We start from the raw sequence: 24,454 nt of genomic DNA, 5'->3' as shown, positions 1-24,454 counted from the left end.
TATTACGTAACCTAAGTACCAGGCGCGTACATTAACATAGGCCTCTATTGATTGAAATAGCTGAATTCAGCAGGCGGGATTCTTGTCGATGATGGATTGCAGGCTCTTGCCGGCTTTCTGCGCGGCAAACGGGGCGTGGTATTCGATATCGTAAATCATCCATTGGCCGTTTTCCTTGCGTAGGATGACCTCGTCATCCCAGCGCTGCACCTTGCCGTCTTTTTCCAGGCTGAAATGGACGGTCGACTGGCGCCCGAACTGGTTCGGGATGCTCGGCTCGATAGTAAAGCTGGTAAAGCCGGCATCGTTGGAAGTGAACAAGTCGCCGTTGGACCATGGCGTGACCTTGTCCCTGGTCCGGCAGCGGTGTTGCTCGCGCAGCGAGATATAGAAAATGCGGTGCAATTTCGGGATGAAATGCTGCGAAATCGCATCGAGCTGCTGCATATTCGGCAAGCCCACTACCTTGTCGTTTTTCTGCAAGGCGGCATAGTCGTCGAAAAAACGTATTGCCGCTTCCCGTGCCTCGTCCTTTTCCGATTTTGCCGCATTGACCGGTAAAGTGCTCAGCAAGCTGAGGCCCAGTGCAATGGAGAGAAAATGCCTGATCATGTGCGCGACTCCGGTGAATGCTGCGGCTATGGGATAAATTGGCGCATTAGAGCATGCTGTGAAAAGCGCAGGCAAGCCCTAATCGGGGCTTGCTGCTAGATCAGGAAAAAATCCGTACCGCGCCTCATTAATTTGCTGACGACGATGACGTCACGCGCCAGACGGTATTGCCCACGTCGTCAGCTACCAGCAATGCGCCTTTCTGGTCCACCAGCACCCCTACCGGGCGGCCTTGCGCCTCGCCTTTCTCGTTCAGGAAGCCGGTGAGCACGTCGACAGGATAGTCGGAGGGTTTGCCGTCGGCAAAGGGCACGAACAACACCTTGTAGCCGCTGCTCGGCTTGCGGTTCCACGAACCGTGCTGTCCGACGAACATGCCGTTGGCAAACTGTTCAGGCAGCTTGTTGCCTTTGGCCGAGGCCAAGCCCAGTGAGGCCGTATGCGGGCCTAGCGCATAGTCGGGGGCAATGGCCTGGGCGACCAGTTCCGGCTTTTGCGGCTGTACGCGCACGTCGACATGGTCGCCATAATAGCTGTATGGCCAGCCATAGAAGCCCCCCTCCTGCACCGAGGTGATGTAGTCCGGCACCAGGTCGCTGCCGATTTCGTCCCGCTCGTTGACAGCAGTCCACAGCGCGCCGCTATCCGGTTCCCAGGCCAGGCCGTTGGGGTTGCGCAGGCCCGAGGCGAAAATGCGGTGCTCGCCCGTCTTGGCATCCACTTCCCAGATGGCGGCGCGGCCTTGTTCAATTTCCATGCCGTTTTCCCCGACATTGCTATTGGAGCCGACAGTGACATACAGCTTGCTGCCATCCTGGCTGGCGATCAGGTTCTTGGTCCAATGGTGGTTGCGCGGCAGGCCTGGCAGGTCGACCAGCTTGGTGGGCGGCGCGCTGATTTCGGTAGCCCCCTCCTGGTAGGGGAAGGTCACCACGGCATCTGCATTGGCAACATAAAAGGTATTGCCGATCAACGCCATGCCGAAGGGCGAGTGCAGGCCCTTGAGGAAGGCCGAGCGTTGGTCGGCCACCCCGTCGCCGTCCGTATCACGCAGCAATGTGATGCGGTTGGCGCTCGGGGCGCCGGCGCCAGCGCGCGCCATGAACTTCCCAGCAAACCAGCCGCGCAGGCTGAAGCTGCCTTCTTCCTTGGGAGGACTGTTGGTTTCCGCGACCAGAATATCGCCGTTGGGCAATTGGTAGAGCCAGCGGGGGTGGTCTAGGCCCTTGGCGAATGCATTGACCGCTGTGCCTTCCGTAGGCGTAGGCGCGGCCCCCTCGGCCCAGCCTACCGCTGTGGCGACATGCACTGTGGGGATTAGGCTGTTGCTGGGTTCCGGCAGTTCGGGCTTGGTGCCGGTGCCGGCGGAGACAGGCAGCTTGGCAACATCGCCGCAGGCAGCGAGGGATAGTGTAATCAAGGCAGGAAGCAATATTTGATGCATGATGATTGTCCTTTATGGCATCCGGGTCGGGGGCGGTCATGCTCTATAATGAGCGCTAGGTTTATTTTGATTCTGCAGTTTAATGACGCATCCCGCATCAAGAAAGTTCTGATTTGAGCACATCCTCCCTCGCTGATACGCTTGTCCTCTGGCAGGAGGGCGAACAATCCCGCCAGGCGCTGTGGCGATCTGAAAACCATAGCAAGCCGCCGGCGCGGGTGCAAGTGGCGGATGACAGCATCAAGGCGGACCATGCCTACCGCTTGGCTTGCGAGGGTACGGCACTGCTGTGGCGAGGGGATTTCCAGAATGCCCGCCAACTGCTGCAGGCAATGGCGAGGCGGGTGGACCGCAAGCCTGCCAAGACTTCAGTCCAGCCCGTGGAAGCATTCAACCTGCACCGGCAAGCGCAGGCGCAGCGTGCGCGCGTGCTGGGCATGCTGCTGGTGGAGCTGGGCTTGGACTACACCATCGCCTTGCGGCGTGCACCCGACGTGAGAGAGGCTTGCTTGCAGGCTTATGGCGATGCCGGGCAACCTTCCGTGGTATCGCTGCGCGAACTGCACGGCGTGATCGGCGCATACGAATGGCGCAAGAAGGGCGTGGAGGTGGCAGCGCTGGGCGCGCGGATTCACCCGCATTACGGCGTGTTTTCGCCGGTGCGCGGCGAATATGTCGACCTGGTGGCCCAGGCACCGTTGCCGGATAACGCCCTGGCTTTCGATATCGGCACCGGCAGCGGCGTGCTGGCGGCGGTGCTGGCGAAGCGGGGCGTGCGGAAAGTCATTGCCACCGACCAGGACGCGCGGGCCCTGGCTTGTGCGCGTGAGAATATGCAAAGGCTGGGCCTGGAGGCGCAGGTGGAAGTGATGGAGTGCAACCTGTTCCCGCCAGGCAAGGCCCTGCTGATCGTCTGCAATCCGCCCTGGATACCGGCAAAGGCCAATGCTGCCATCGAGTATGCGATTTATGATCCTGCCAGTGCGATGCTCAAAGGATTCCTTAATGGCGCCTCGGCCCACCTGGCGCCTGGCGGGGAAGCCTGGCTGATCCTGTCCGATATTGCCGAGCACCTGGGGTTGCGCACCCGGGAGCAGCTATTGGCAATGGTTGAAGAGGCCGGACTCAAGGTGATCGAGAAACTGGATATACGGCCGCGGCATGGCCGTGCCAGCGACCAGGCCGATCCGCTGCACCGGGCAAGGTCGGCCGAGGTCACGTCATTGTGGCGGCTCGCTGCGGTTTAGGCGGCTGCTTGCGGCTGGTCTGCATTTTCTATCGGTCCATCAACTGCTGGAGCCTGCTTGTCGAAGCTGCCCTGTAGCTTATCGAACGCGAGCAGGGCTTTGGTCAATTGCTGGTTGAAACGCCGCGTTTCCGCTAGCTTGAGCAGGTCGTCGCCCCCCGATTCCTGGCCCTGGCGTTCGTGCAGCACATCCTGGAAAATGAGCTGTTTTTTTTGCTGGCGCTCGCGTACGAATTGCCGGTAGGCACGGCGCAACGCCGCCTGGTCAGGCGGCAACGGACTGCTGCTCAATGCCTGCCAGTAAGGGATTTCCAGTTCGAAAGCAGTCCGGTCTTGATCCAGGTGCCGCGCCAGGCTGGGCAGCAATTGCAGCGCCATGGAAAGGCGCAGCTGGTTCTGTACGAGCTGGTTGAGCAACTCGGCCTCTTCTGCCGACATGCTTTGCTGGGCAAGCTGCGCAATGTAGTGATGCAGGTTTTGCAGGATCTGCTTGTTATCTTCCAGCAGCTGGCTGTCCAGTTCGTGCCGTTGCCCCATCATCAGCGCCAGGCGCGCGATCAATTGTCCGGCGCGCATGCCTTCCAGGCTCACGGCTTTGATCGCAAGGCTGGGGATTGCCAAACTGGATTGATCCAGGCTGAACGATCCCAGATGGGTAGGCGTCTTGAACTTGGTTTCCAGCCAGCGTAGCAGCGGGGGCGTCAACGGGTACATGAGCACCACGCCCAAGGCATTGAACATGGTATGGAACAAGGCGAGGATGAATTGCGGCTGGGTGTCGTTGAATATCAGCTGGGCAATTTCCTGGATGCCCCAGAGCAGCGGTTTGAGCAGCAGCAGGGCCACGATCGCGGTGAGCACGTTGAACAGCACGTGCAGGCTGGCAACGCGCTTGGCGGTTGCAGTGGCTGCCAAGGTCGCCAATAGTGCAGTCGATGTCGTGCCGACATTGGAGCCGATGACCACGGCAGCCCCGATCTCCAGCGGTACGGCGCCGGTCGATACCGCGGTGACGACGAGGGCGATGACCGCCAATGACGCCTGCATGACCACCGTGAGCAAAATGCCCGCCAGCATGGAAAGCAGGATGCCCCAGACGCCCAGGCTGGTGAGGTAGGCGAAGTCGACATTGACAAAGGCAGAGTCGAAGCTGGCCTTGAGGTAGCCCAGCCCGAGAAACAACAGCGCGAAGCCGGTAAACGCCTCCCCGATGCCTTGCCGGCGGGTTTGCTTGCTGAACAGCTTGAGCATGACGGCAATGCCGAGGATGGGTAGCGCCAAGTCGTCCAGCTTGATGCTGCCGCCGACGACTGCCACCAGCCATGCGCTCAGCGAACTGCCCAGGTTGCTGCCGTAAATGACAAAGGCCGCGGCGGACAGCGAGAGGATGTTGGCATTGGCGAAGCCGATGGTCGCCACCGTAATCGCGGTGGAGGACTGTACCGCGAGCGTACTCGCGCCGCCGATGAAAATGCCTTGTAGCGGCGTGCCGGTCCAGCGTTGCAATAGTTGCATGAAGCTGGGGCCTGCCGCAGTTTTCAGGCCGCGCGTCATCCAGTCTATGCCCAGCAGCATGAGGCCGATCGCCCCCAGGCCCATGAAGAGATCAGACCACATTAAATTGTTGATGCCTCTGTATGCAGGGAAAACATTAGTTTAACCCGAAGTGATGTCGTGCCTGCCCTTAGCTGAAGTTACTAAAGATGCATTCTGGAAGATGGGGATGGAAATGAAAAAGGAGAATGCCGATCGGCATTCTCCCTGGGTGTGATTGGCAAATGGCTTACTTGCCGACCTTCAATTTGCCGCCTGTGCCCAGGCCGCCTTCAACTTCCTGTGCCTTGTAGTGGCGCAGTGAAACTACCATTTTGTTGTAGGCATCCACGAATGCGGCGACAGTCGCCTTGCCTTCGGGCGTGCGGGAGAAGCCGCCGAGGCTGCCTGCTGCGCCGCCGCCAAAGGCGCCGAGCGCGGCACCATAATTAGTGGCGGTGGCATTGCCTTCCGCAATGCCGATTTGCACGGAAGAACGGATATCGTATAAAGACAATGTCACGACAGATACCTTGGATTCCAGGGAGCCAGCCAATGTGCCTATGCCGTTGCCGATCAGACTGCCCAAGGCGCCTGCGATTTTACCGGTGGAGTCGTTGTCGATGATGATCGCTGGTTCAAGGAAGTAGTCGGCAGCTACGCGCTGGCCTTTTTGCTGGTTGGATCCAGCACGGAATTCGCCGGAGTTGCGTTGCTTGTCGGTGATGGCGGAGATGCGGCCGTCAGTGCGGCTGTTGCCGATAGCGGTGATCACGAAGCAGTTCGACTGCTGCACCGCCAAGCGCAACAAGGGCTCGATGCTGGTGACCTTGGTGGCGGAACCGAAAGTGCTAAACCATTCCTTGTCGCGGCCGTCATCCATGGCAATCGTGCCAAGGGGAGACTTGCAGCGCTCCAGGTTGGAGTTTGCGTCGGCACTGGTGCTGCCAGCCGCTGCGCCGGAAGCTGCAGTCGGCGATGAACCAGTGGACAGCATACCGCCCAGGCCGGGGCCATCGGTGCTGACGCAGCCAGCCAGTGTCAATGGCAGCAACACCATTGCCAGGTTAAGTTTTTTCTTGAACATGCTCATTCTCGCTAAGGTTGGGGGTTGAGGTAATTGTTGGCGTATCAATAAAAATACCAGGAAGATCCGCGCCAATAGCTGCGGTAGGTATAGCCGCTATGCCAATATCCGTACCAGTAAGGCCGGTAAAGATTCAGCCACCTGCGGTATTCCACTTCATTTTTCTTGGCTTCCTGTGCTTGTTTCAGCAACGTTTGCGCTTCCTGGTTGCCCTTGCCTGCGGCCATACTCAGCCAGGATTCAGCCTCGGCAGGGTCTGAGCCCATCTCTTCCAGGCCCATCAGGTAGAAGCGGCCGACTGCCAGCTGGGCATCGACGTCGCCACGCTCTGCGGCATGGCGCATCCAGGTCAGTGCTTGATATGAGTTGCGGATGATGCCATCGCCACGGAAATACCGCAATCCAAGATCAAAAGCTGCGCGCGGGTCTTTCTCTGCCAGCGCGGTGAGTTGCTCGATCTTCTGCTTTTCTTCTGGCGAGATGGAGGATTCAGGGATGAAGGTGGATTCGCTGCGCGGACGGTCTGAACAGCCTTGCTCATCGCAGATACGGACAGTTTGCTTGTTCGGGTTGGACGCGCAAGCGGACAGGTTGACTAATATAGTCAGAAATATAAGAAAATTTTTCATTGGTGTTTGAGTTATTCTTTTTTTAAATCAACGCACTCATGACATGCTTATTTCCCAATAATTAAGCATGAACTTATATTGATTCTATAGCGGTAGATCGAATGGGAGCAAGTCTAGATTTTCACCTCACTGTCGAGGTGATTATCCCAAGATTTTTAGGAGAGGAGAGAAAAGCGCTACTGCATATGCTGCAGTAGCGCTTGAGTAGCCGATTAGGCTTGCTTGCGGCGGCGTGCTGCGAAACCTACAGCACCCAGACCCAGCATGAGCATCGCGTAGCTGGATGGTTCAGGCACGGCGGCAACTTGGTCAACCTGGAAAGCCAGGAGTTGGGAGTAGCCGATGCCGAAATTGATGGTGTAGGAAGTCACGGTTTCGCCAAGGCTGGAGAGGTCCCAGCTGTATTGGTAGTAGTCGGCAGCCCATTGGGTATCGACGAAGCTTACCAATGTACCGGCAATGTTCTGGTCGCCGCCGTTATAGCTTAATGTAAAGCTGATATCGCCACCGCCCATTTGGGAGCTAAAGTCGTTGAGGATGCCTTGGAACACTAGAGAGGTAGCGCTGCTGTCCACGGTCGTGTCGGTGAAAGTGAAGGTGGATGGACCGCCATAAAGGCCGGCGCCAGCAGGGTAGTGGCTGCCGGAAGTGCGGGTGAGTACGGCGTCGCCGGAACCGGCGACATTGCCCAGGGTACCGGCAACCAACTGGTCTGTGGTCAATGGATCGGCATTGCCGTCAGCATCCAGGCGGTTACGGTTGAGCTGGTTCCAGCCGTCAAAGGATACGGAGCCGTCCACATCTACAAAGCTATCGAAGGTTGCATTCGCTTGAGCCAGGGTTGCCACTGCGAGCAGGCTTGCACCGACGACGGTGCGAACAGATGTCATGTTCATTTTGTTAGTTTCCTTAGTGTTGAGAATTATCAACCGGATTTTCCCAATGAAAATCCGGATATCTTCGCTAGCTGTCTTGCAATGAGCACAAGCTGGGCCGGCGAGTTCCTATCTGGTATACAAATAAGAATGATTTGTATTATGTTTATTTTTAATAATATGTCAACACAATTTACCTTTGGTTGATCGATACAGAGGTTTTTCCTTTTCCCTGTCATCCTCAAGCCTTGTAGAACGTTGGGTTCGTGATGCGTATATTCTCTTCTCTCGTTAGCCTTTCCCTGTGCCTTGTTCCCACTGCTTCGGCATTTGCGGCAGATACGCTGCAAACGCTCATGGATGACGACCGCCAATGGGCAAGCCCGCGCAAGGATTACTACAACCAGGGCTATAGCCGCCTCGGCCAGATCAATCGCCACAATGTTTCGCGCCTGAAGCTGGCATGGAGCTTTTCCACCGGTGTGCAACGCGGGCACGAAGGGGCACCCTTGGTGGTGGGGAACGTGATGTATGTGCATACGGCGTTTCCCAATAATGTCTATGCGCTGGATCTGGATCATGACCGGAAGATTCTCTGGGCCTATTTCCCCAAGCAATCCAGCGATATCGAGGCCATCCTCTGCTGCGACAATGTGAGCCGTGGCTTGGCGTATGGCGACGGCAAGATATTACTGCAGCAGAACGACGGCCTGTTGTTGGCACTGGATGGCCGCGACGGCCACAAGGTATGGGAAGCGCGGGTGAACGACCCCAAAATCGGCGCCACCAATACCAATGCGCCTTATGTCTTCAGGGACAAGGTGCTGACGGGTTGCAGCGGCGGCGAGTTCGGCGTGCGTTGCTTTCTTGCGGCCTACGCGTTGCAGGACGGCCAATTGCAATGGAAAGCCTACAGCACCGGGCCGGATAGCGACGTGTTGATCGGGCCGGACTTCAATGCCGAGAACCCGCATTACAATGCGCTCTCAGCCTACGAGGACATAGCCGGCGGCAACAGGGAGGGCGGCTCGTTCCGCGCTTTGCCAAGGGAAAAACTGAAGTTTCCCGAGACTGATCTGGGGGTCAAAACCTGGCTCAAGCCGCAGGCGGCCGCCAATGGCTGGCAACATGGCGGGGGGCCGGTCTGGGGATGGTTTTCCTATGATCCCAAGCTCAACCTGGTCTACTACGGCACGGGCAATCCCTCGGTATGGAACCCGGATATCCGGCCCGGGGACAATAAATGGGCCATGACGCTCTTTGCACGCGACCTGGATACTGGCATGGCGAGGTGGGGCTACCAACTGACGCCCCATGACGAATGGGATTACGACAGCGTCAACGAACTGATCCTCTGGGATCGCGGCGGGCAAAAACTGGCGACGCATTTCGACCGCAACGGCTTTGCCTATACCCTGGACCGCCGGAGCGGAAAATTGCTGTCGGCGGAGAAAATGCATCCCTTCGTCAACTGGGCGGCCAGCATCGACCTGCAGACCGGGATACCGCTCAAGGATGGCCGTTACTCCACGCATGAGGACCAGGAAACCGCGGCAATCTGCCCGTCCGCGATCGGGGTCAAGAATATTCAGCCTGCGGCATATTCCCCGAAAAACGGCTGGTTTTATGTGCCGATGAACCACCTGTGCATGACTTACGAGGCCGTGGAGGCCAAGTATGTCGCCGGCCAGCCGTGGGCCGGCGCGAGCCTGACCATGCAGCCGGGACCGGACGGCGACATGGGCGCCTTCATGGCCTGGGATGCGCGCAAGGCTAAGCCGGCTTGGTATAACCGCGAAAAATTCGCGGTGTGGAGCGGGGCGTTGGCAACCGCCGGGCAACTGGTGTTCTATGGCACGCTGGACCGATGGTTCAAGGCCTTGGATGCACGCAATGGCAAGGAGTTATGGCGCTTCCAGGTCGGCTCGGGCATCGTGGGCAACCCCATGACCTACCAGCATCGCGGTAAGCAATACGTCGCGGTTTTCTCAGGCATCGGCGGCTGGGCCGGGGTTGCGCTCAATCAGGGCTTGAGCGGCGATAGCGATGGGGCGGGCACTGCGGGTGCGTTCCGGGAGCTCGGCCGCTACAATGCCGCCCCAGGGAGCGGTGCGCTGAACGTATTCGCGCTATAGCTTATCGGCGCGCCATACGCTATTGCCACGCGAGCTCAAGTTCGCGCTGGTTATCGGAAAAGTCCAGGCCACCGACAGTGATGGCGAGAGTGGCGGCACGAATATCGCCATCGATGACGAAGTCGATCAGCGCATCCTTGGTTTCATCCCGCGCCACCAGTTCATTGAGCATGTTGCTGGGCTTGATGCGCATGTCGCCGATGATCAGCCGAAATGAATCGCTCCAGAAATTCAGTCCGCCGGACGCGCTGGTCCAGGCGCGGATATTGAGCCGAAGGCGCTGTTGATTGGACGGTTCAGGCGTGGCCGTCGCGGAAAGAACAATGTAGCGGAACTGATAGCCGGTGCCGCTATCCATCTGCACGCTGTTGCCATCGGGAAGCTGGATATTCGCAGCATCTGCTGTTACCGGCACCGGGCGGGAAGACGCAGGTTGCGCCCTTTCCGCCCGCTGGCTCGCAGTGGGTGAGGGCGGGACTTGTAATGTCGCTGCCGGCTCCGGCTTGCCAAACCATCCAGTTTGCTGCAATGCCACCACCAGGCCTGTCAATGCCGTGACGATGCCGGCAATCGTCGTCAGTATCCCGGGGATGGTTTGCCACCAGCTGCCTGTCTTGTTTTCATTCATTGCTAAGCTCCTAGGCGAAGACTGCAGTGCCGGCAGACAAGCGCTGCCTGAATTCAGCCAGCATCTGGCGTTCGGGAAGGTTCAAGGCCCATACGGGCCTGAGCTGGAAATGCGGCTGGTCGACGATGGTCTTCCAGTTGCCGCCCCATTCCAACCCCAGTTCCTCGCCGAGTACACCTACGGCCTTGTATTTTGGGGAGTCTCCCAAGTAGCGGTTGCCTTCGAACACGCCGATGTCGAATGCGATACCGAAATTGTGATTGGAATAGCCGCCGCGCGCATTGGTGACGATATTGCCGGCCGAAGTCCGGCCCTGGGCATAAAGCGCATCCTGTTCCGCATAGGTGCGCAGTCCGCTGATGATACGGATGCGGATACCCGCATTGGCGGCCTTTTCAACCAAGGCGCGAGTCAGCGGTTTGACTTCGGGTAATAAGGTGGCGATGTGCTTTTCGCTTTGCGGGTCGGCGATATCGGGGACCGGAGGCGCAGTGAGGGGTTCTCGTGTCACCAATTGACGATAAATCGCTCCCCAGGTTTCCGGGCCTGCCTTGCCATCTGCCTGCACGCCAAGCGCCTTCTGCACTGACTTGATCATCTCGTCCATCGTCATGATGCGCTCCCTGATGTCTTTGCTTCACATCATAGGGCAGAAATGAAGATATGGGTATATCTTTAAATGGTGCTGGCAATGCAGGTCGATGGGGTGCAATCTGCCATGTTCAGGAGGACGTGCTCAGCAGCGCTTTGACGAATCCGCCAATGCCGCTGAGCTTGCTGCCGTATTCCAGTATGGCGGGCAGCCGTGATTTCTTCTGTGATTTCAGTTCTTCCAGGTGGTTTTCTGCAATGTGGCGGCCGATGTTGCCGATAATCGCGCGGATTTTTTCGCGCGCTTGCTCCAGCGGTTGTCCCTGCCATTCCGGGCCAAAAGCCTGTTCTTCCCAGCAATGGTCCAGGATGCGGTAGAGCGTGGCGAGGTTGCCAATCACATATTCCGATGCCGCGTTGAAGCTCAGGCTGTCATCCGCCAGCCGCGCCTGGTTTTGCAGATGGCGGAACAGCAATGGCGTTTTCAGGTGAAAGCGCATCTGGCCTTTTTCCACGCTTTCCACATGGTAGTCCACGCTTGCCAGCGCATCGAGCAATTGCGACCAGGCCTCGGCCTCCGTCAACTGGCCGAACTTGATCGCGGCGCTTTCCAGCAGGCTCTTGGCGCGGGATTCGCGGATGCGGAACACGGAGCTGAGGCGGAATGTGTCGGCGGTCTGCACTGCCTGGGCATATTCCCATAGCAGTAAGGCGTCAAAGTCGTTTTTTGCCATGCCGCCCAGGCCGTGGGTCGTGACGTATTCCTGCCAAATGCGGTCGAAGAGGTCGATTTTCTGCTGGTCGGTGAGGGGCATGCCGGTTGGGTTTCCTTCTACGATCTAGCATGCATCATCGCCCGATTGCCTGGCTATTTCAACTCCCTCAGCCGGCCGTTTTCCAGCAGCAGGCGGATGCTGGCTTTCTTGCTGGGGAAGTTGACCGCATCATCGGAGAGGTTTTCCATAATCGGCATGGTGAACAGCACGCCGCCTTGCTTGGCCCGGCCTGTCACCTTTGCTTGCAGGCCGACAATGCTGCGCCAGCCGCCGGCGCCAATCGGAATGACGTCGAGCAGGCTGTAATAGGGCTTGTCTGCCGCCTCGTCGCTGCTGAAAGCCGCGAGATACTGGCGGAAATTATTGCCGCCGCCGAACCCCTCCACCGTGAACACCGCCAATGTCGTGGTTTCCTGGCCATGCCTGGACAATACCTGCGTTTGCGTGGCCCCCGGGTAGCCGACGGCAAACCCGTCGCTGAGCAAGGCTGCCAGGCGCTCGACCTGTGCCGTAAGCGCCTTGGGCGTGGCCGCCCAGGCTTGGCTGGCAACGAGGCAGCATATGGCGACCATCCACCTTAGTCTTTGTATCATGAGGCCAGCCTACTTTCCCAGCCGCGCCAGGGCGCGGTCATGCAACCGGGACAGCAGCAACAGGGCAAAAGCTCCGCCCAATAGCGCAAACGCCATATCGGATTGCGTATCCCATTCATCGCCTTGCGTGCCGAGGAACTCGTCCGCACCTTGTCCCATGATCAACGCCGCGGCCCATTCGATCAGCTCATAGGCGGCGCTGATCGCAAGCACGACGCTTAACACCAGGAATATCAGCATCTTTTTTCCGCGCACATAAGCGCCGCGCAGCAGGATTTCCCGCACGGCAATCGCAGGCACGAAGCCCTGCATGAAATGCCCGATCTTGTCATAAGGGTTGCGTTCCAGGCCCAGCCATTGCGCCATCTCGAAACCCAGCGGAACGCGCGCATAGCTGTAGGCGCCGCCCATGACCAACACCAATGCGTGCAGGAAGATCAAGCCGTAGAGCAGCATGGTCAGCGGATAGCGGCGGTAGCTTGCCCACAATAAAGGCAGCACGATCAGTACGGGCAGCACTTCCATTAGCCAGGTGAGCCGATCGTAGGGACGAATGCCGGAGGCCGCCAAGGCTGCAAGCAGGAGCAGGCTGCCAAGCTGCAGCCAATGAAGTCGTATATGGCTCAATCTTGGTCAGGCTTGTTGAATAAGGAAAACACAATCCCGAGGGCAATGCCCACCACGGCGCCCAGCAATAGGTTGTCCAGCGTCAGGCCGGTAATTGTCCCCAGGATGGTTGCGAGACTGAGGTTGAAGATGTCTTTGTATTTGTTCGGCATGGCGGGATTATAGGCCTTAAACACAAGCTGCAAAACCCGGTCATGCCATGATTGGATTTCCATCAAGTCGGCAACTTGCTCACAGGATACCCAGCGCCTTGAAGCTTGCCTTGCCCAGTTCAATCCGTTTGCCGTCGATGACGTCGTGGAACACGAACGTGCCGTCCATATTGGCGTTTTTGAATAGTTCAGCAACTCTAGGGCTGTCTTCTATCTCCCCGCCATTGCGCAGAACTACGGGGCAGGATTTCGTTGGTGTCATTTCTGAGTCTCTAATGCCCGCGTGTGAAGCCGCGCCACGAAAGTGGCATCGGCTTGAATGAGTGCTTAGGCTTCATGTTGAGACCGATGGAATGCCACAAGTGCATTTGCATGACCGTGCCCGATCTTATGCTGTTCCTTGAGAAAGGCGACTTGCTCCATGTGCTTCTTGTCCTTGAGAGAGTCGAGAAGCTTGAACCAGTGAGTGACGGGCTTCCCATAGGTTTTCTCAATGGATGGGAAGTAAGAAGCCGGGCCTTTAGGTATGTTGTCAGGTGCCATGTGTCTCTCCATGATTCAGGAGCCGAATCTCCTGTTGGTTATATCGACCGCCAGTTTTTAATATTGTGATCACACTTTCCAGCATGAAAAGTATTGATTCAGGGTGTGTCGCTTACCTGGCTGCCACCAGTCAGTGCAATACCGCCGGAAGTACCGCCGCCGTCATTGCTGCCGCCGCCTTTACTACCGCCAGGCCCGCCGCTTCGTTTACTACTGTTAGCGCCTGTAGCAACGCGTACCGGCCCTTGGCTGGGGACTGTGATATCGGCTGGAATTGGCGTTAAATCCAGGGACTGACGAATGAAATTACGCAATGAGACCACCAGTGCGGCGGTTTCGATACTTTTCCCCGCTACCATATCGTTGGCAGCCTGCGTTGCCAGCCGGACCTGCTCTTCCGTGCCCAGTAAAATAACATCCGACAGTGCCGTTTCAACGGCATCGCGGATACGCCTGCGGCGCTCGGAAGCTGTGGCAATGGCGCTCAAATCATCTGCGGCATCAACAGACTGCCGCAAATCGCGTAAATGCGCAGGATCAACCGCCAGCTCACCAGTAAAGGAACCGCCCAGCACTTTGTAGGCTGAGATAAGTACCTTTAATCGTTCGTTGATTTGGCGGTTTTCACGCTCGCGCCGGCGCTGAAAGGTCTGCATGAAAATAAGGCGGATGCCGACCATTATCACAGACATCAGCACCAGGATCAGCAATGTCGTCAGAATTGCCGAGCCAGAACTAAAATCAAGCAAGTTTCGCATACATCACCTATCGCATATGGCATAGAACCGCGTATTCCCCGCACTGCTGACATGAACAGCGGCATCAACGCGCAAATTAAACTTAACCGGCAAACTGCGATACGGCAAGCAGTCCAGAGCCTGCCAAACAACTTTAGCGGAGCAGAAGGGCAACGCTATCGCCTGGACTGTTTGCAATACATCTTCAAACTGGCGAACCAAAATGGGTAACTCAGCTTGCATTCCACCCGTAGCTAAGCAGTTTAGTTTACGGCCAACGTTTGCGGTTGGCAGTTTGTTAATTGCAGTCAACGGAACGAGTCGACACAATCGTCTGGGTCTTAGTGACAATAATTGAATGAGCTATCTACAACGCCTGAATTAAGCCGCGCCGCGAAGCGGCGTCGGCTTGAATGAATTGTTAGGCACCACTTAGCCAGATCTCAGTGCCGACAGGAACATCCTGCGCAGACAAGGTGGTGAACACGCATGCCCAACGATGTTCTTTGGGTGGAGGCGTCTGAAAGTGATACTGGATGAGCAGTTGCGCATGTATCTGCGAACCGTCAGGTCTGCGAAGCTCAACGTGCGGTTTAGCAGGCCCAAGAAAGTCTTCGGCTAGCGGGCCTGGAACCACGACCAGCCCATGGCCAGTAATCTGGAACATATCTTCGACGGTCATCAGAAGCTTGGGCATGGTGCCTAACTTTTGAATTAAGGGGCGCCGTTAGGCGTCCCGCTTGAATGATGGGTTAGCATTTATTGATTATTAGCCTTTAGATTTTTACGCTTTAGAACGCGGTCTATGATGAACCATAAAATAAGGGGCAATATTGCATTGCCAATTAGCCTAGGAATATCTTGAATGTTTGGATTTATTGTAAATAGCTGAGCAATTTTAGCTGACCAAAAATCTTCTGTATTTGTTGTAACTGGCAACATCACACTGCTTAACCATATCCAAAGCCAAATTATCATGTTGATGATTCTTGAGGTTGGTTTTTGATTCATCGTTTGCTCCCTAGTTTTTATTTGAACTGCTAACGTCTGAATTAAGCTGCGCCACGAAGTGGCGTCGGCTTGAATGAATTGTTAGGTGCGCTGCCTATCATGCTCTTGGACGGCTGCGACGTATTGTTCCCAATACCCCTGACGAACATCATTGGCCGCTGTAGTTGCCAACTGACCCATGAGATCTACAGGGAATTCGGCCATCTTGGCATCAATAACACTGATCAGTTCTACCGTGTATTCGTAGCCGTTGGCGGGCTTTCCATCAAGAAATGCGCGGACGCGAATTAAGCCTCCGTCTTGAGCACTGCGGATTTCGTAGGTCTTGCCATTGTGTTCGAAGGTTTCGAAGATCGACATAACTCTCCTTGCGCACCTAACGTAAAGTAGCCATCCTATTTGACGCTTTATTTTCCGTCAAATGGGTTTTTGGGTTGATGATATTTAATTTAATGTATAGTGTAATCATTAAGTTAGTATTTTTTTAGTGCGGCCTAAATTTTAAAAATGCATCCGTCAAATAACTCATCACCAAAACTGCTCGATCAAGTACGGGGGAAAATCCGCCTCAAGCATTACAGCATCCGCACCGAGCAGGCTTATGTTGACTGGATTAAACGGTACATTTTGCATTTTGGCAAGCGGCACCCGAGGGAACTGGGTGCTGCCGAGGTTGAGCAGTTTTTAACTTACCTTGCAGTTGAGGGCAAGGTATCTGCCTCAACGCAGAATCAGGCGAAAAGTGCATTGTTGTTTTTGTATAAAGAGGTGCTGCAGATCAAGTTGACATGGCTGGATAAGGTGGAGCGTGCAAAAGCGCCCAGGCGATTGCCGGTTGTACTGGCGGTTGAGGAGGTTCAGCAGATATTGGCGCGCTTGAGCGGGACCCATCATCTGGTTGTCAGTTTGTTGTATGGCACGGGGATGCGGATTTTGGAGGTGTTGCGCTTGCGAGTGAAGGACGTGGATTTTGCCCGTGGCGAGATTCTGATTCGGGACGGCAAGGGATTTAAAGACCGGGTGACGATGTTGCCACAGATATTGGTGAAACCTTTGCGGGAGCATTTGAAGCAGGTGAAGGTATTGCACGAGCAGGATTTGTCGGCAGGACATGGTGCGGTATATCTGCCTTATGCATTGCAACGCAAGTATCCGAATGCAAACCGGGAATGGGGATGGCAATATGTGTTTCCTTCTGCGCGGTTATCGACTGATCCGCGGGATGGTGAGGCAGGGCAAGCAAGGCGCCACCACGTGCGGGACCAGGCGATTCAGCGTGCGGTTAGACAGGCTGTGGTGGATGCCGGTATCGCCAAGCATGCGACACCGCATACGTTTCGCCATAGTTTCGCCACTCATTTGCTTGAGAGTGGTTACGATATCCGTACTGTGCAGGAACTGTTGGGTCACAGCGATGTTTCGACAACAATGATGTATACCCATGTATTGAACAAGGGCGCGCGCGGGGTGAGCAGTCCATTGGATAATTTACTATGAGCTTGCGTGTCAGATTCAATCTCCTCATTACCACTCTGCTGCTGATGCTGATGGTGGCGGTGGGCTATGTGGTGATCAAGGGCATGCGCATTTCCACGGAGGAGAGCGTGGAGGCGGCGACGCGGGTGACGGTGCAGTTGCTCGATACCGTCATCATCAATTCGCGGCAGAACCCGGAGTGGGGCTATACGCATGACGTGATGCATACCTTTCTGCAATCACTGGGGCACGTGCGCAGCAGCGAGATTTTCCTCTACAACGCGCAGGGCGAGCTGATGTACCAGTCGCCGCCATCCACTTATCGCGCCAATGAAACCCCGCCGCGCTGGTTCGCCCGCATGGTGGAACCCGAGCCGGAGGTGGTGTCGCGCCGCATCCGTTTCGGCATGCTGGTGGTGGCGTCCGATGCGGCAGGGGCGATCCGCGAATCCTGGGCTTCGTTCCAGAACCTGCTCTGGATCGAGACCGGGTTCTTCTTCGTGCTCAACGCCTTGATTTACTGGATGCTGGGGCGCTGGCTCAGGCCCGCCAACGATATCCTCAAGGCAATTTCCGCGGTGGAGCAGGGCAACCTGGACGTTAGGCTGCCCAGGTTCAAGGTGCCTGAATTTTCACGCATTGCGCAGAATTTCAACCTAATGGGCGAGTCGTTGCGCGAGCGCACCGAGGAAAACCGCCGTCTCGCGCTGATCGTGCAGCAGAGCGCGGATGCGATCATGATTCATGACCTCAACGGCAATATTTCGTTCTGGAACCCCGCAGCGCAACGCATGTTCGGCTATGCGCCGGTCGACATCATCGGCAGGTCTGCCGAACTGCTGATGCCGCCTAACCACGAGAGCGAGCTGGAGCGCAACATGGCGAACATGTTGGCGAACGGCCTGGTGGAGCATTACGATACGCAGCGGGTGGCGCGCGACGGCAAGTTGCTCGATGTATCGCTTTCCGCCGCGCCGTTGATGGACCCGAAAACCGGGGAGGTGATCGGCGAGATTTGCAGCATGCGCGACATCACCGAGCGCAAGCTGGCGGAGGAAACTGCGCGCAAGCTGGAGGAAAACCGCCAGTTGACGCACCTGATCCAGCGCCATATCGAGGACGAGCGCCGCAGCCTGGCACGCGAGCTGCACGACGAGCTCGGGCAGTACGTCACCGCGATCAAGACCTTTGCCGTGGCGATCGCGAACAAGACCAGGCAGGATATGCCGAGCATAGAAAGCAGCGCGCAAACCATCGTCTCGGCAGCCAACCACATTTACGACGGCATGCATAACATCATCCGCCATCTGCGCCCCGGCTCGCTGGACAACCTCGGTTTGTCTGAAGCCTTGCGCGATGCCGTCGCCGATTGGCAGGCGCAGAACCCGAACGTGAAATTCAATCTGCAGTTGCACGGCAAGCTGGACCTGCTGGGGGAAAGCTTGAACATCAACCTCTATCGCATCGTGCAGGAATCCGTCACCAATGCCTTGCGCCATGCGCAGGCCGACCGTATCGATATCAGCCTTTCGCGCCATGAAAATGGTACTCTCACACTTTTGATCAAGGACAATGGCATCGGCATGAATATGTGCAATGTGGACCAAAGCCGCCATTTCGGACTGCTGGGGATGCGGGAGCGCACTCAGGCCCTGTATGGCAGTTTCAGCATTGATTCCCTGCCGGGCCAGGGTTCCGCCATATCGGTGACGATTCCGGAGAGAGTAGTGTCATGAGTGCAGCAATCAAGGTGATGCTGGTGGATGACCATGCCGTGGTGCGCATGGGGTTCAAGCTGCTGCTTGAGTCGGACCAGGCGATCCAGGTGATTGCCGAAGCGGAGAGCGGCGAGCAGGCCATCAAACTGTACCAGGAACATCAGCCGGACGTGGTGGTGATGGATATCACCATGCCTGGCATAGGCGGGCTGGAGGCGATAGACCGCATCCGGGCCAAGGATGAGCATGCGCGCGTCCTGGTGCTGTCCGCGCATGAGGATTCCGTGCATCCCAAGCGCGTGCTGAATGCGGGCGCGATGGGCTACTTGACCAAGCGCAGCGCGGCCGAGGAGCTGATCAAGGCGATCCATACGGTGGCGGGCGGCAAGATGTATCTTGAGGCCAATGTGGCCCAGCAGATGGCGATCCAGCAGATTTCAGGGCAGCAGAATCCCGTGGATATCCTCTCCGACCGCGAGTTCGAGGTGTTCATGGCCTTGGCCAAGGGCAAGACCACCAACGAAATCGCCGACACCTTATCCCTGTCGCCGCGTACTGTCGGCACGCATCTCTACAATATCAAGCAGAAGCTCAATGCCAATAATTCGGCCGAGATCGCCCTGATCGCGATGCGGTCCGGCTTGATCGACCCTTGAGGATTCAGCGCTGGTTGACAGCAGGGTGGCCCGAGGCCTGCTTGAAGGCGCGTTGCGGCTGCATGAGGTAGCGCGCAATGTTCAGGTCGTTCTGCCCGGATATCTCCACCAGCAACTCCTGGCCGCTGCTGATGCGGCCAAGTTCGGGAGGCACCAGGAAGGTGATTGGCGATTGCGGCGAGGCGATGGACGCGCCTACCGCCATCTGCCATTGGGCAAAATCTTGTAGATGCGATATATCGTTGCCGCGCAGCCTGGCTTGTTCCAGGACGGCGGCTTTCTCTTCTCCCACCAGCATGCTCCAGACCTCGACCACAACGAGGTCGCTCGCAGTCATGGCCTGGCCCTCGTTTTTTGATGTGCCGGTTGCATGCTCAGGCAAGGGTTCTGCAAAAGGCTTGATCTCGGTAAAGCCTGCATTGAGGAATGCACTCCAGTATTCGTCCAGTTGCGGCGTCTTTGAAACTGCGTGGCTGGCGCCGCCATGGCCGGGAATGGCAGCTGTCATGTTGGATTCGTTACCGGGAGAGGAAGTGGAGGGGTCTTTCAGCAAATATGCGTCGTAGGCATTGGAAGTCGCCTGGTCCGCAGCGCGCATCAGCAGGGATGAGGCCACTTGCTGCGCGATGGGCCCGCCCATGCAGCCTGCCAGCATCAAGCTTAGCAGCGCGTTGCATGCAATGCCGGCAATATGGCGGGAAGGCGAGGGGTTCATTTCATCTTCTACGGACGCATCGGGCTAAAGTTTAACCTTTATTTGGCTTGGGTGTCTTTATTCGGTTTGGGCGTCGCGCATACGCTGATGATGCCGCTGAGGATGATCAGGCCGACAGCGAGCCAGCGGTCCGAGGACAGTGTCTCGTTCCAGATCAGGATGCCAAACAGGCTGGCCAGTACTACTGTGGTATAGGCTAGGCTGCCGACCACGAGCGGGCTGCCGGTACGGTAGGCGCGTGTCAGGGCAAGCTGGGCGATGGTGGCCGATACGCCCAGCCCCAGCAGCAGCGGCAGGTCCGGCCAGTCCAGCGGCGTGAAACGATAGAACAGCATCCATAAACCGCCGCCTATGGTGCAGACCAGGGTGAAGTAAAACACCGTGCGCCAGTCCGGCTCGCCTGCACGGCCAAGCTGAGTAACATGGACGTATACGATCCCCGCCATCGCGCCCGAGAGCAGGCCGATGGCGCCCGCGATCAGCTCATCCATGTGCAGGCTGGGCTTGAGCAACAAGGCGACGCCGACGAAGCCAAGCACTACGGCAAGCAGCAGGATCTTGCGCGGTTTTTCGTGCAGCATGAACGGCAGGGCCATCGCCAGGAACAAGGGCGAGGTGTAATTGAGCGTGATGGCGGTGGCGAGCGGCAATTCGCTGATGGCGAAGAAAAAGCAGATCAGCGAGGCGAAGCCGAGAATCGCGCGCTTCATGTGCGTGTTGACGAGCCGGGTCTTGAGCGAAACGCGACGGTAGCGCGCGACGAAGATGATGAACAGCAGGCCGAAGAGCGAGCGGTAGAACACCAGTTCCGCGCTGCTGAATTTTGCCGCCCCCAGCTTGACCAGAACGCCCATGATGGCAAAAAAGAAGGCGGCAACCAGCATCCACAGGCTGCCGAGTCTGGGCAGGTTCAAGGTTCGTCTTTCCGGCCTGGCGTGCAGGCCCAAATATTAAGCAGGCAATATGCTTGCCTGGAGATGGTTATTTCAGGTGCGGGTCCAGTTGCTTGTGCAGCCAAGCATGGAAGTGCTGCATGCCGGTTTCCATCGGGTGCTGGTAGGGGCCGCGCTCATCGATGCCTTGGGCGGCCAGCGCATGGCGGCCGTCATGCATGCGCTGGCAGATTTCCATGTCTTCCACGGCGGTCTCGGTATACGCCGCCTGTTGCGCTGCGATGAATTCTTCCTCGAACAGGGCGATATCCTCGGGGTAATAGAACTCGACTACATTGGTGCAGGCGTCCGGTCCGCGCGGAATGATGTTGGAGACCACCAGCGTGTTCGGGTACCACTCGATCATGAGGAATGGGTAGTACACCATCCAGATCGCGCCATACTTGGGCGGCTGCTGCTTGTTGTAGCGCAGCACTTCATTGTGCCAGTTGTCGTATATCAAGGAGCCGGATTTTTGTAGGGCCTTGTGCACGCCCACTGTCTGCACGCTGTACCAGTCGCCGAACTCCCAGTTGAGGTCCTCGCAATCGACGAAGTGGCCGAGGCCGGGATGGAAAGGGCCGACATGGTAGTCTTCCAGGTAGACCTCGATGAAGGTTTTCCAGTTGAATTTGTATTCATCCACCATCACGCGGTTGAGCATATAGCCGGTGAAGTCGAAGTCCTGTTTGCAACCTAATTTTTGCAAATCCTGCGCAATATCGCGCTTGCTGTCGAAAAGCAGGCCTTGCCAGTTCTTCAGCGAAGATTTATTGAGGTTGAGGCAGGGGTTTTCCTTGAAGTGGGGCGCGCCCAGCAGCTGGCCGCGGGTATCGTAGGTCCAGCGGTGCAAGGGGCAGATGATGTTCTTGGTCTTGCCGCTGCCCTTGAGCATGAGTGCCTGCCGGTGGCGGCAGACATTGCTGATCAGCTCGATGCCGTTTTCGTTGCGGACCAGCGCCTTGGCATTGTTCATCCATGATAGGGCGTGGTAGTTGCCGACTTCGGGAACCATGAGCTCGTGCCCGATGTAATGGGGCGAGTGGGCGAACAGATGCTGCTGTTCAAGGGCGTAAACGGCAGGGTCCGTGTACCAGGAAACCGGCAACTGGGTGCCGGATTGCGCATCATGGCCCTGATCGGGCATCTTGGTAACTGTGGCTAGCGACACCATATAATGCAGGGTTGTGAGTAAATATCTTGAATTCGAGCGAACATTAGATTCTGCCTTAAACCCAAGGATTTTGAAACCCGGTTTGCATCACTGCCTGTGGTTTAATGCATAAATCCTCTTGCCTAATTCTTGCCTAAATCCGGGATTTGCGCTACTCTCGAGCCCTTGAAGCAAAATGTTTAAATAGCTTAAAAGTTTGGCAAAGTCCGGCGTAGTGGCAGGTTTTGGCCGGGTTTCCATTTGTAGAATTCGACGGTGACCTCATGAAGACTGTAGTGCGCAAGGTAGCAACTGGTATTGCTCTGCTGGCAGCCATCCGACTGCTGAAAAAGCGCGCGCTCGACCGCTGAGGGTGCCGCATGATGCTGTAAACGGCGGCTGGTGCCGCCGTTTTTGTTTTTGAGCTTAAGCTTGTATCCAAACGTAGAGGCTAGATACTGCAATGTCCGAACATTTGATGAATACCTACGCCCGTCAGCCTGTCACCTTCACTAAGGGAGAAGGCGCCTGGCTCTGGGATACCGAGGGCAAGCGTTACCTGGACGCATTGGCCGGGATCGCGGTCAATGGCCTGGGCCATGCGCATCCTCGCCTGGTGGCCGCCATTAGCGAGCAGGCCGGTCGCTTGATCCATGTCTCGAATGTCTACGGCATTGCCGAGCAGTCCAGGCTTGCGGACAGGTTATGCGAGGTTTCCGGCATGGACAAGGTGTTTGTCTGTAATTCCGGTTGCGAGGCCAATGAGGCCGCCATCAAGCTTGCACGACTCTATGGGCACAACAAGGGCATAGAAAATCCTGAAATCATCGTCATGGAGCGCGCATTCCATGGCCGTACCCTGGCAACGCTTTCCGCCACGGGCAACCGCAAGACCCAGGCCGGTTTCGAGCCGTTGGTGAGCGGCTTCATCCGCGTGCCGTTCGATGACCTCGATGCCGTGCGCCAGGTGGCGCGGCACAACAAGAACGTTGTCGCCATCCTGCTCGAGCCTATCCAGGGCGAGGGCGGCATCAATGTGCCGCGTGACTCGGCGGCGTATTTCAAGGGCTTGCGCGAGATTTGCGATACCCATGGCTGGCTGCTGATGCTGGACGAAGTGCAAAGCGGCGTGGCGCGTACCGGCACCTGGTTTGCATTCCAGCACACCGATGTAGTGCCCGACGTCATGACCCTGGCGAAGGGGCTGGGCTCGGGCGTGCCCATCGGCGCCTGTCTGGCACATGGCCCGGCGGCGGAAGTGTTTACCTATGGCAAGCACGGCTCTACTTTCGGCGGCAACCCGCTGGCCTGCAGCGCTGCGTTGGCGACGCTGGACATCATCGAGTCCGACGGCCTGCTCGCGCATGCCGAGCAACTGGGCAATTACATACGCGAGGCTTTTGCTGCCAGCCTGCAAGACGTGGTCGGCGTGAGCGTGATCCGCAATGCAGGCCTGATGATCGGCATAGAGCTGGACCGCCCGTGTGCGGAACTGGTCAAGCAGGCGCTGGAAGCAGGCTTGCTGATCAATGTGACGGCAGAAAAAGTGATCCGCCTGTTGCCGCCGCTCGTCATGAGCGAGCAGGAAGCGCAGCAAGTGGTGGATATCCTGGCACCTTTAATCAAGAAGTTTTTGGCTTGATCGTGGGAATATAAACGTTATGGCAATCAAACATTTCTTGCAGTTCAACGACCTGAATGCGGACGAGCTGGCGCATATTTTCGACCGCACGCGCTGGATCAAGGAGCAGTTCAAGGCCTACCAGCAATACTGGCCGCTGACCGATCGTACCCTGGTGATGATTTTCGAGAAGGCCAGCACGCGCACGCGCCTGTCGTTCGAGGCCGGCATGCAGCAGTTGGGCGGCTCCGCCATCTACCTCAACACGCGCGATTCCCAACTGGGGCGCGGCGAGCCGGTAGAGGATGCGGCGCAAGTCATCTCGCGCATGAGCGACATCGTCATGATCCGTACCTTCGAGCAGGAGATCATCGAACGCTTTGCCGCGAATTCGCGCGTGCCGGTCATCAACGGCCTGACCAATGAATACCATCCCTGCCAGATCCTGGCCGATATCTTCACCTATATCGAGCATCGCGGCTCGATCAAGGGCAAGACCGTGGCCTGGATCGGCGATTCGAACAACGTCTGCAACACCTGGCTGCAGGCGGCCGAAGTGTTGGATTTCAATGTGCATGTATCGACGCCGCCGGGATATGAAGTCGAGCCGGAACGCGCCAACCTCTATGGCACCGACCATTACGAAGAATTCACCGACCCGATGGAGGCCGCGCGCGGTGCTGACCTCGTCACTACCGATGTTTGGACTTCGATGGGCTTCGAGGCGGAGAACGAAGAGCGCCGCCGCGACTTCCACGACTGGCAGGTAGATGCCGACATGATGCGTGTCGCGGGTAAGGACGCCTTGTTCATGCACTGCCTGCCCGCGCACCGCGGCGAAGAGGTCGAGGCCGCCGTGATCGACGGCCCGCAGTCCGTGGTGTGGGAAGAGGCCGAGAACCGGCTGCACGTGCAGAAGGCCTTGATGGAGTATTTGCTGTTGGGCAAGGTGCAAGCGTAAACC

The 24,454-nt window shown here is 57.2% G+C and carries 27 protein-coding genes; 7 read left to right on the top strand and 20 right to left on the bottom strand.

All coding sequences use genetic code 11. The features are described 5' to 3' along the window. Positions 1-66: 66 nt before the first annotated feature. Together ACJSDX_RS04360 and ACJSDX_RS04355 are read right to left on the bottom strand one after the other, a co-directional pair. Positions 67-612, bottom strand: coding sequence for a DUF3828 domain-containing protein (locus tag ACJSDX_RS04360; RefSeq protein WP_407993661.1), 546 nt, complete (start codon positions 610-612; stop codon positions 67-69). A gap of 127 nt (positions 613-739) precedes the next feature. Then, complete coding sequence (locus tag ACJSDX_RS04355; RefSeq protein ID WP_407993660.1) at positions 740-2,056, bottom strand: PQQ-dependent sugar dehydrogenase; 1,317 nt, start codon at positions 2,054-2,056, stop codon at positions 740-742. A 113-nt stretch (positions 2,057-2,169) separates the two neighbouring features. Here ACJSDX_RS04355 and ACJSDX_RS04350 point away from each other — a divergent pair, with 113 nt between their 5' ends. After that, positions 2,170-3,303 carry a methyltransferase gene (locus tag ACJSDX_RS04350; RefSeq protein ID WP_407993659.1) on the top strand — a complete coding sequence of 378 codons (1,134 nt, stop codon included), beginning with the start codon at positions 2,170-2,172 and terminating at the stop codon, positions 3,301-3,303. Here ACJSDX_RS04350 and ACJSDX_RS04345 read toward each other — a convergent pair. The 4 genes from ACJSDX_RS04345 to ACJSDX_RS04330 all read right to left on the bottom strand — a co-directional run bounded on the left by ACJSDX_RS04345 (position 3,300) and on the right by ACJSDX_RS04330 (position 7,447). Further along, the gene (locus tag ACJSDX_RS04345; RefSeq protein WP_407993658.1) at positions 3,300-4,919 is read right to left on the bottom strand and encodes a Na/Pi cotransporter family protein; all 1,620 of its coding nucleotides are present in this window, start codon (positions 4,917-4,919) and stop codon (positions 3,300-3,302) included. The two genes, ACJSDX_RS04350 and ACJSDX_RS04345, sit on opposite strands and share 4 nt — an antisense overlap. A 166-nt stretch (positions 4,920-5,085) precedes the next feature. Beyond that, a complete protein-coding gene (locus ACJSDX_RS04340; RefSeq protein WP_407993657.1) occupies positions 5,086-5,922 on the bottom strand; it encodes a hypothetical protein in 837 nt (278 codons plus the stop codon). A 44-nt stretch (positions 5,923-5,966) separates the two neighbouring features. Further along, complete coding sequence (locus ACJSDX_RS04335) at positions 5,967-6,551, bottom strand: tetratricopeptide repeat protein (protein WP_407993656.1); 585 nt, start codon at positions 6,549-6,551, stop codon at positions 5,967-5,969. Between the two features lie 212 nt (positions 6,552-6,763). Further along, on the bottom strand, positions 6,764-7,447 hold the full coding sequence (locus tag ACJSDX_RS04330) for a PEP-CTERM sorting domain-containing protein (protein WP_407993655.1): 684 nt from the start codon (positions 7,445-7,447) through the stop codon (positions 6,764-6,766). 248 nt (positions 7,448-7,695) lie between these two features. Here ACJSDX_RS04330 and ACJSDX_RS04325 point away from each other — a divergent pair, with 248 nt between their 5' ends. Continuing rightward, positions 7,696-9,561, top strand: coding sequence for a PQQ-dependent dehydrogenase, methanol/ethanol family (locus ACJSDX_RS04325; protein ID WP_407994003.1), 1,866 nt, complete (start codon positions 7,696-7,698; stop codon positions 9,559-9,561). A gap of 19 nt (positions 9,562-9,580) precedes the next feature. On the opposite strand, the gene ACJSDX_RS04320 is transcribed toward ACJSDX_RS04325, so the two are convergent. The 11 genes from ACJSDX_RS04320 to ACJSDX_RS04270 all read right to left on the bottom strand — a co-directional run bounded on the left by ACJSDX_RS04320 (position 9,581) and on the right by ACJSDX_RS04270 (position 15,579). Then, the gene (locus ACJSDX_RS04320) at positions 9,581-10,189 is read right to left on the bottom strand and encodes a hypothetical protein (RefSeq protein ID WP_407993654.1); all 609 of its coding nucleotides are present in this window, start codon (positions 10,187-10,189) and stop codon (positions 9,581-9,583) included. 10 nt (positions 10,190-10,199) lie between these two features. Continuing rightward, on the bottom strand, positions 10,200-10,802 hold the full coding sequence (locus tag ACJSDX_RS04315) for a M15 family metallopeptidase (protein ID WP_407993653.1): 603 nt from the start codon (positions 10,800-10,802) through the stop codon (positions 10,200-10,202). A gap of 109 nt (positions 10,803-10,911) precedes the next feature. After that, positions 10,912-11,595, bottom strand: coding sequence for a hypothetical protein (locus ACJSDX_RS04310; protein ID WP_407993652.1), 684 nt, complete (start codon positions 11,593-11,595; stop codon positions 10,912-10,914). 53 nt (positions 11,596-11,648) lie between these two features. Continuing rightward, positions 11,649-12,149, bottom strand: a complete 501-nt coding sequence (locus tag ACJSDX_RS04305) for a hypothetical protein (RefSeq protein WP_407993651.1) — start codon at positions 12,147-12,149, stop codon at positions 11,649-11,651. A gap of 9 nt (positions 12,150-12,158) precedes the next feature. Beyond that, on the bottom strand, positions 12,159-12,776 hold the full coding sequence (locus tag ACJSDX_RS04300; protein WP_407993650.1) for a DUF2238 domain-containing protein: 618 nt from the start codon (positions 12,774-12,776) through the stop codon (positions 12,159-12,161). Next, positions 12,773-12,961, bottom strand: coding sequence for a hypothetical protein (locus ACJSDX_RS04295; RefSeq protein ID WP_407993649.1), 189 nt, complete (start codon positions 12,959-12,961; stop codon positions 12,773-12,775). The genes ACJSDX_RS04300 and ACJSDX_RS04295 overlap by 4 nt, the downstream gene beginning before the upstream one ends. A 46-nt stretch (positions 12,962-13,007) precedes the next feature. After that, positions 13,008-13,190 carry a hypothetical protein gene (locus ACJSDX_RS04290; RefSeq protein WP_407993648.1) on the bottom strand — a complete coding sequence of 61 codons (183 nt, stop codon included), beginning with the start codon at positions 13,188-13,190 and terminating at the stop codon, positions 13,008-13,010. A gap of 65 nt (positions 13,191-13,255) precedes the next feature. Continuing rightward, positions 13,256-13,471, bottom strand: a complete 216-nt coding sequence (locus tag ACJSDX_RS04285) for a DUF4287 domain-containing protein (RefSeq protein WP_309565539.1) — start codon at positions 13,469-13,471, stop codon at positions 13,256-13,258. A 98-nt stretch (positions 13,472-13,569) separates the two neighbouring features. Then, the gene (locus ACJSDX_RS04280) at positions 13,570-14,229 is read right to left on the bottom strand and encodes a hypothetical protein (protein WP_407993647.1); all 660 of its coding nucleotides are present in this window, start codon (positions 14,227-14,229) and stop codon (positions 13,570-13,572) included. A gap of 738 nt (positions 14,230-14,967) precedes the next feature. After that, positions 14,968-15,219, bottom strand: coding sequence for a hypothetical protein (locus tag ACJSDX_RS04275; RefSeq protein ID WP_407993646.1), 252 nt, complete (start codon positions 15,217-15,219; stop codon positions 14,968-14,970). An 81-nt stretch (positions 15,220-15,300) separates the two neighbouring features. After that, a complete protein-coding gene (locus ACJSDX_RS04270) occupies positions 15,301-15,579 on the bottom strand; it encodes a hypothetical protein (protein WP_407993645.1) in 279 nt (92 codons plus the stop codon). A 147-nt stretch (positions 15,580-15,726) separates the two neighbouring features. Between ACJSDX_RS04270 and ACJSDX_RS04265 the strand changes: the two genes are divergently transcribed. Genes ACJSDX_RS04265 through ACJSDX_RS04255 form a run of 3 tightly spaced genes read left to right on the top strand, consistent with a single transcriptional unit; the run spans position 15,727 to position 19,069 of the window. Next, positions 15,727-16,716 (top strand): integron integrase, encoded by a 990-nt coding sequence (locus ACJSDX_RS04265; RefSeq protein WP_407993644.1) that lies wholly within the window; start codon positions 15,727-15,729, stop codon positions 16,714-16,716. Further along, positions 16,713-18,431 carry a PAS domain S-box protein gene (locus ACJSDX_RS04260; RefSeq protein WP_407993643.1) on the top strand — a complete coding sequence of 573 codons (1,719 nt, stop codon included), beginning with the start codon at positions 16,713-16,715 and terminating at the stop codon, positions 18,429-18,431. The genes ACJSDX_RS04265 and ACJSDX_RS04260 overlap by 4 nt, the downstream gene beginning before the upstream one ends. After that, complete coding sequence (locus ACJSDX_RS04255; protein ID WP_407993642.1) at positions 18,428-19,069, top strand: response regulator; 642 nt, start codon at positions 18,428-18,430, stop codon at positions 19,067-19,069. Before ACJSDX_RS04260 ends, ACJSDX_RS04255 begins: the two co-directional genes overlap by 4 nt. Positions 19,070-19,073: 4 nt before the next feature. Here the strand turns inward: ACJSDX_RS04255 and ACJSDX_RS04250 are convergent, their stop codons facing one another. From ACJSDX_RS04250 to ACJSDX_RS04240, 3 genes are all read right to left on the bottom strand, one after another. Further along, positions 19,074-19,784 carry a hypothetical protein gene (locus ACJSDX_RS04250; protein WP_407993641.1) on the bottom strand — a complete coding sequence of 237 codons (711 nt, stop codon included), beginning with the start codon at positions 19,782-19,784 and terminating at the stop codon, positions 19,074-19,076. A 38-nt stretch (positions 19,785-19,822) separates the two neighbouring features. Beyond that, positions 19,823-20,698, bottom strand: coding sequence for a DMT family transporter (locus tag ACJSDX_RS04245; protein ID WP_407993640.1), 876 nt, complete (start codon positions 20,696-20,698; stop codon positions 19,823-19,825). Between the two features lie 67 nt (positions 20,699-20,765). Then, entirely contained in the window at positions 20,766-21,863 is a 1,098-nt protein-coding gene (locus ACJSDX_RS04240; RefSeq protein ID WP_407993639.1) for an aromatic ring-hydroxylating oxygenase subunit alpha, read from the bottom strand. A gap of 469 nt (positions 21,864-22,332) precedes the next feature. On the opposite strand from ACJSDX_RS04240, the gene ACJSDX_RS04235 reads away from it, so the two are divergent. Continuing rightward, complete coding sequence (locus ACJSDX_RS04235; protein ID WP_407993638.1) at positions 22,333-23,511, top strand: acetylornithine transaminase; 1,179 nt, start codon at positions 22,333-22,335, stop codon at positions 23,509-23,511. A gap of 19 nt (positions 23,512-23,530) precedes the next feature. Then, a complete protein-coding gene (gene argF / locus ACJSDX_RS04230; RefSeq protein WP_407993637.1) occupies positions 23,531-24,451 on the top strand; it encodes an ornithine carbamoyltransferase in 921 nt (306 codons plus the stop codon). Positions 24,452-24,454 lie beyond the last annotated feature (3 nt).

The sequence above is a fragment of the Methylobacillus draconifructus genome (assembly GCF_045984355.1).
GTDB classification, from domain to species: Bacteria; Pseudomonadota; Gammaproteobacteria; order Burkholderiales; family Methylophilaceae; genus Methylobacillus; species Methylobacillus flagellatus_A.
Note: the sequence above shows the minus strand (reverse complement) of the source record. Positions and strands in the feature narration are given on the sequence as shown.

What these genes read in the sequence shown, in the direction of transcription:
- ACJSDX_RS04360 (WP_407993661.1), bottom strand. Translation starts at nt 612, where the DNA reads ATGATCAGGCATTTTCTCTCCATTGCACTGGGCCTCAGCTTGCTGAGC.
- ACJSDX_RS04355 (WP_407993660.1), bottom strand. Translation starts at nt 2,056, where the DNA reads ATGCATCAAATATTGCTTCCTGCCTTGATTACACTATCCCTCGCTGCC.
- ACJSDX_RS04345 (WP_407993658.1), bottom strand. Translation starts at nt 4,919, where the DNA reads ATGTGGTCTGATCTCTTCATGGGCCTGGGGGCGATCGGCCTCATGCTG.
- ACJSDX_RS04340 (WP_407993657.1), bottom strand. Translation starts at nt 5,922, where the DNA reads ATGTTCAAGAAAAAACTTAACCTGGCAATGGTGTTGCTGCCATTGACA.
- ACJSDX_RS04335 (WP_407993656.1), bottom strand. Translation starts at nt 6,551, where the DNA reads ATGAAAAATTTTCTTATATTTCTGACTATATTAGTCAACCTGTCCGCT.
- ACJSDX_RS04330 (WP_407993655.1), bottom strand. Translation starts at nt 7,447, where the DNA reads ATGAACATGACATCTGTTCGCACCGTCGTCGGTGCAAGCCTGCTCGCA.
- ACJSDX_RS04325 (WP_407994003.1), top strand. Translation starts at nt 7,696, where the DNA reads ATGCGTATATTCTCTTCTCTCGTTAGCCTTTCCCTGTGCCTTGTTCCC.
- ACJSDX_RS04320 (WP_407993654.1), bottom strand. Translation starts at nt 10,189, where the DNA reads ATGAATGAAAACAAGACAGGCAGCTGGTGGCAAACCATCCCCGGGATA.
- ACJSDX_RS04315 (WP_407993653.1), bottom strand. Translation starts at nt 10,802, where the DNA reads ATGACGATGGACGAGATGATCAAGTCAGTGCAGAAGGCGCTTGGCGTG.
- ACJSDX_RS04310 (WP_407993652.1), bottom strand. Translation starts at nt 11,595, where the DNA reads ATGCCCCTCACCGACCAGCAGAAAATCGACCTCTTCGACCGCATTTGG.
- ACJSDX_RS04305 (WP_407993651.1), bottom strand. Translation starts at nt 12,149, where the DNA reads ATGATACAAAGACTAAGGTGGATGGTCGCCATATGCTGCCTCGTTGCC.
- ACJSDX_RS04290 (WP_407993648.1), bottom strand. Translation starts at nt 13,190, where the DNA reads ATGACACCAACGAAATCCTGCCCCGTAGTTCTGCGCAATGGCGGGGAG.
- ACJSDX_RS04285 (WP_309565539.1), bottom strand. Translation starts at nt 13,471, where the DNA reads ATGGCACCTGACAACATACCTAAAGGCCCGGCTTCTTACTTCCCATCC.
- ACJSDX_RS04280 (WP_407993647.1), bottom strand. Translation starts at nt 14,229, where the DNA reads ATGCGAAACTTGCTTGATTTTAGTTCTGGCTCGGCAATTCTGACGACA.
- ACJSDX_RS04275 (WP_407993646.1), bottom strand. Translation starts at nt 15,219, where the DNA reads ATGAATCAAAAACCAACCTCAAGAATCATCAACATGATAATTTGGCTT.
- ACJSDX_RS04270 (WP_407993645.1), bottom strand. Translation starts at nt 15,579, where the DNA reads ATGTCGATCTTCGAAACCTTCGAACACAATGGCAAGACCTACGAAATC.
- ACJSDX_RS04265 (WP_407993644.1), top strand. Translation starts at nt 15,727, where the DNA reads ATGCATCCGTCAAATAACTCATCACCAAAACTGCTCGATCAAGTACGG.
- ACJSDX_RS04260 (WP_407993643.1), top strand. Translation starts at nt 16,713, where the DNA reads ATGAGCTTGCGTGTCAGATTCAATCTCCTCATTACCACTCTGCTGCTG.
- ACJSDX_RS04255 (WP_407993642.1), top strand. Translation starts at nt 18,428, where the DNA reads ATGAGTGCAGCAATCAAGGTGATGCTGGTGGATGACCATGCCGTGGTG.
- ACJSDX_RS04250 (WP_407993641.1), bottom strand. Translation starts at nt 19,784, where the DNA reads ATGAACCCCTCGCCTTCCCGCCATATTGCCGGCATTGCATGCAACGCG.
- ACJSDX_RS04240 (WP_407993639.1), bottom strand. Translation starts at nt 21,863, where the DNA reads ATGCCCGATCAGGGCCATGATGCGCAATCCGGCACCCAGTTGCCGGTT.
- ACJSDX_RS04235 (WP_407993638.1), top strand. Translation starts at nt 22,333, where the DNA reads ATGTCCGAACATTTGATGAATACCTACGCCCGTCAGCCTGTCACCTTC.
- argF (WP_407993637.1), top strand. Translation starts at nt 23,531, where the DNA reads ATGGCAATCAAACATTTCTTGCAGTTCAACGACCTGAATGCGGACGAG.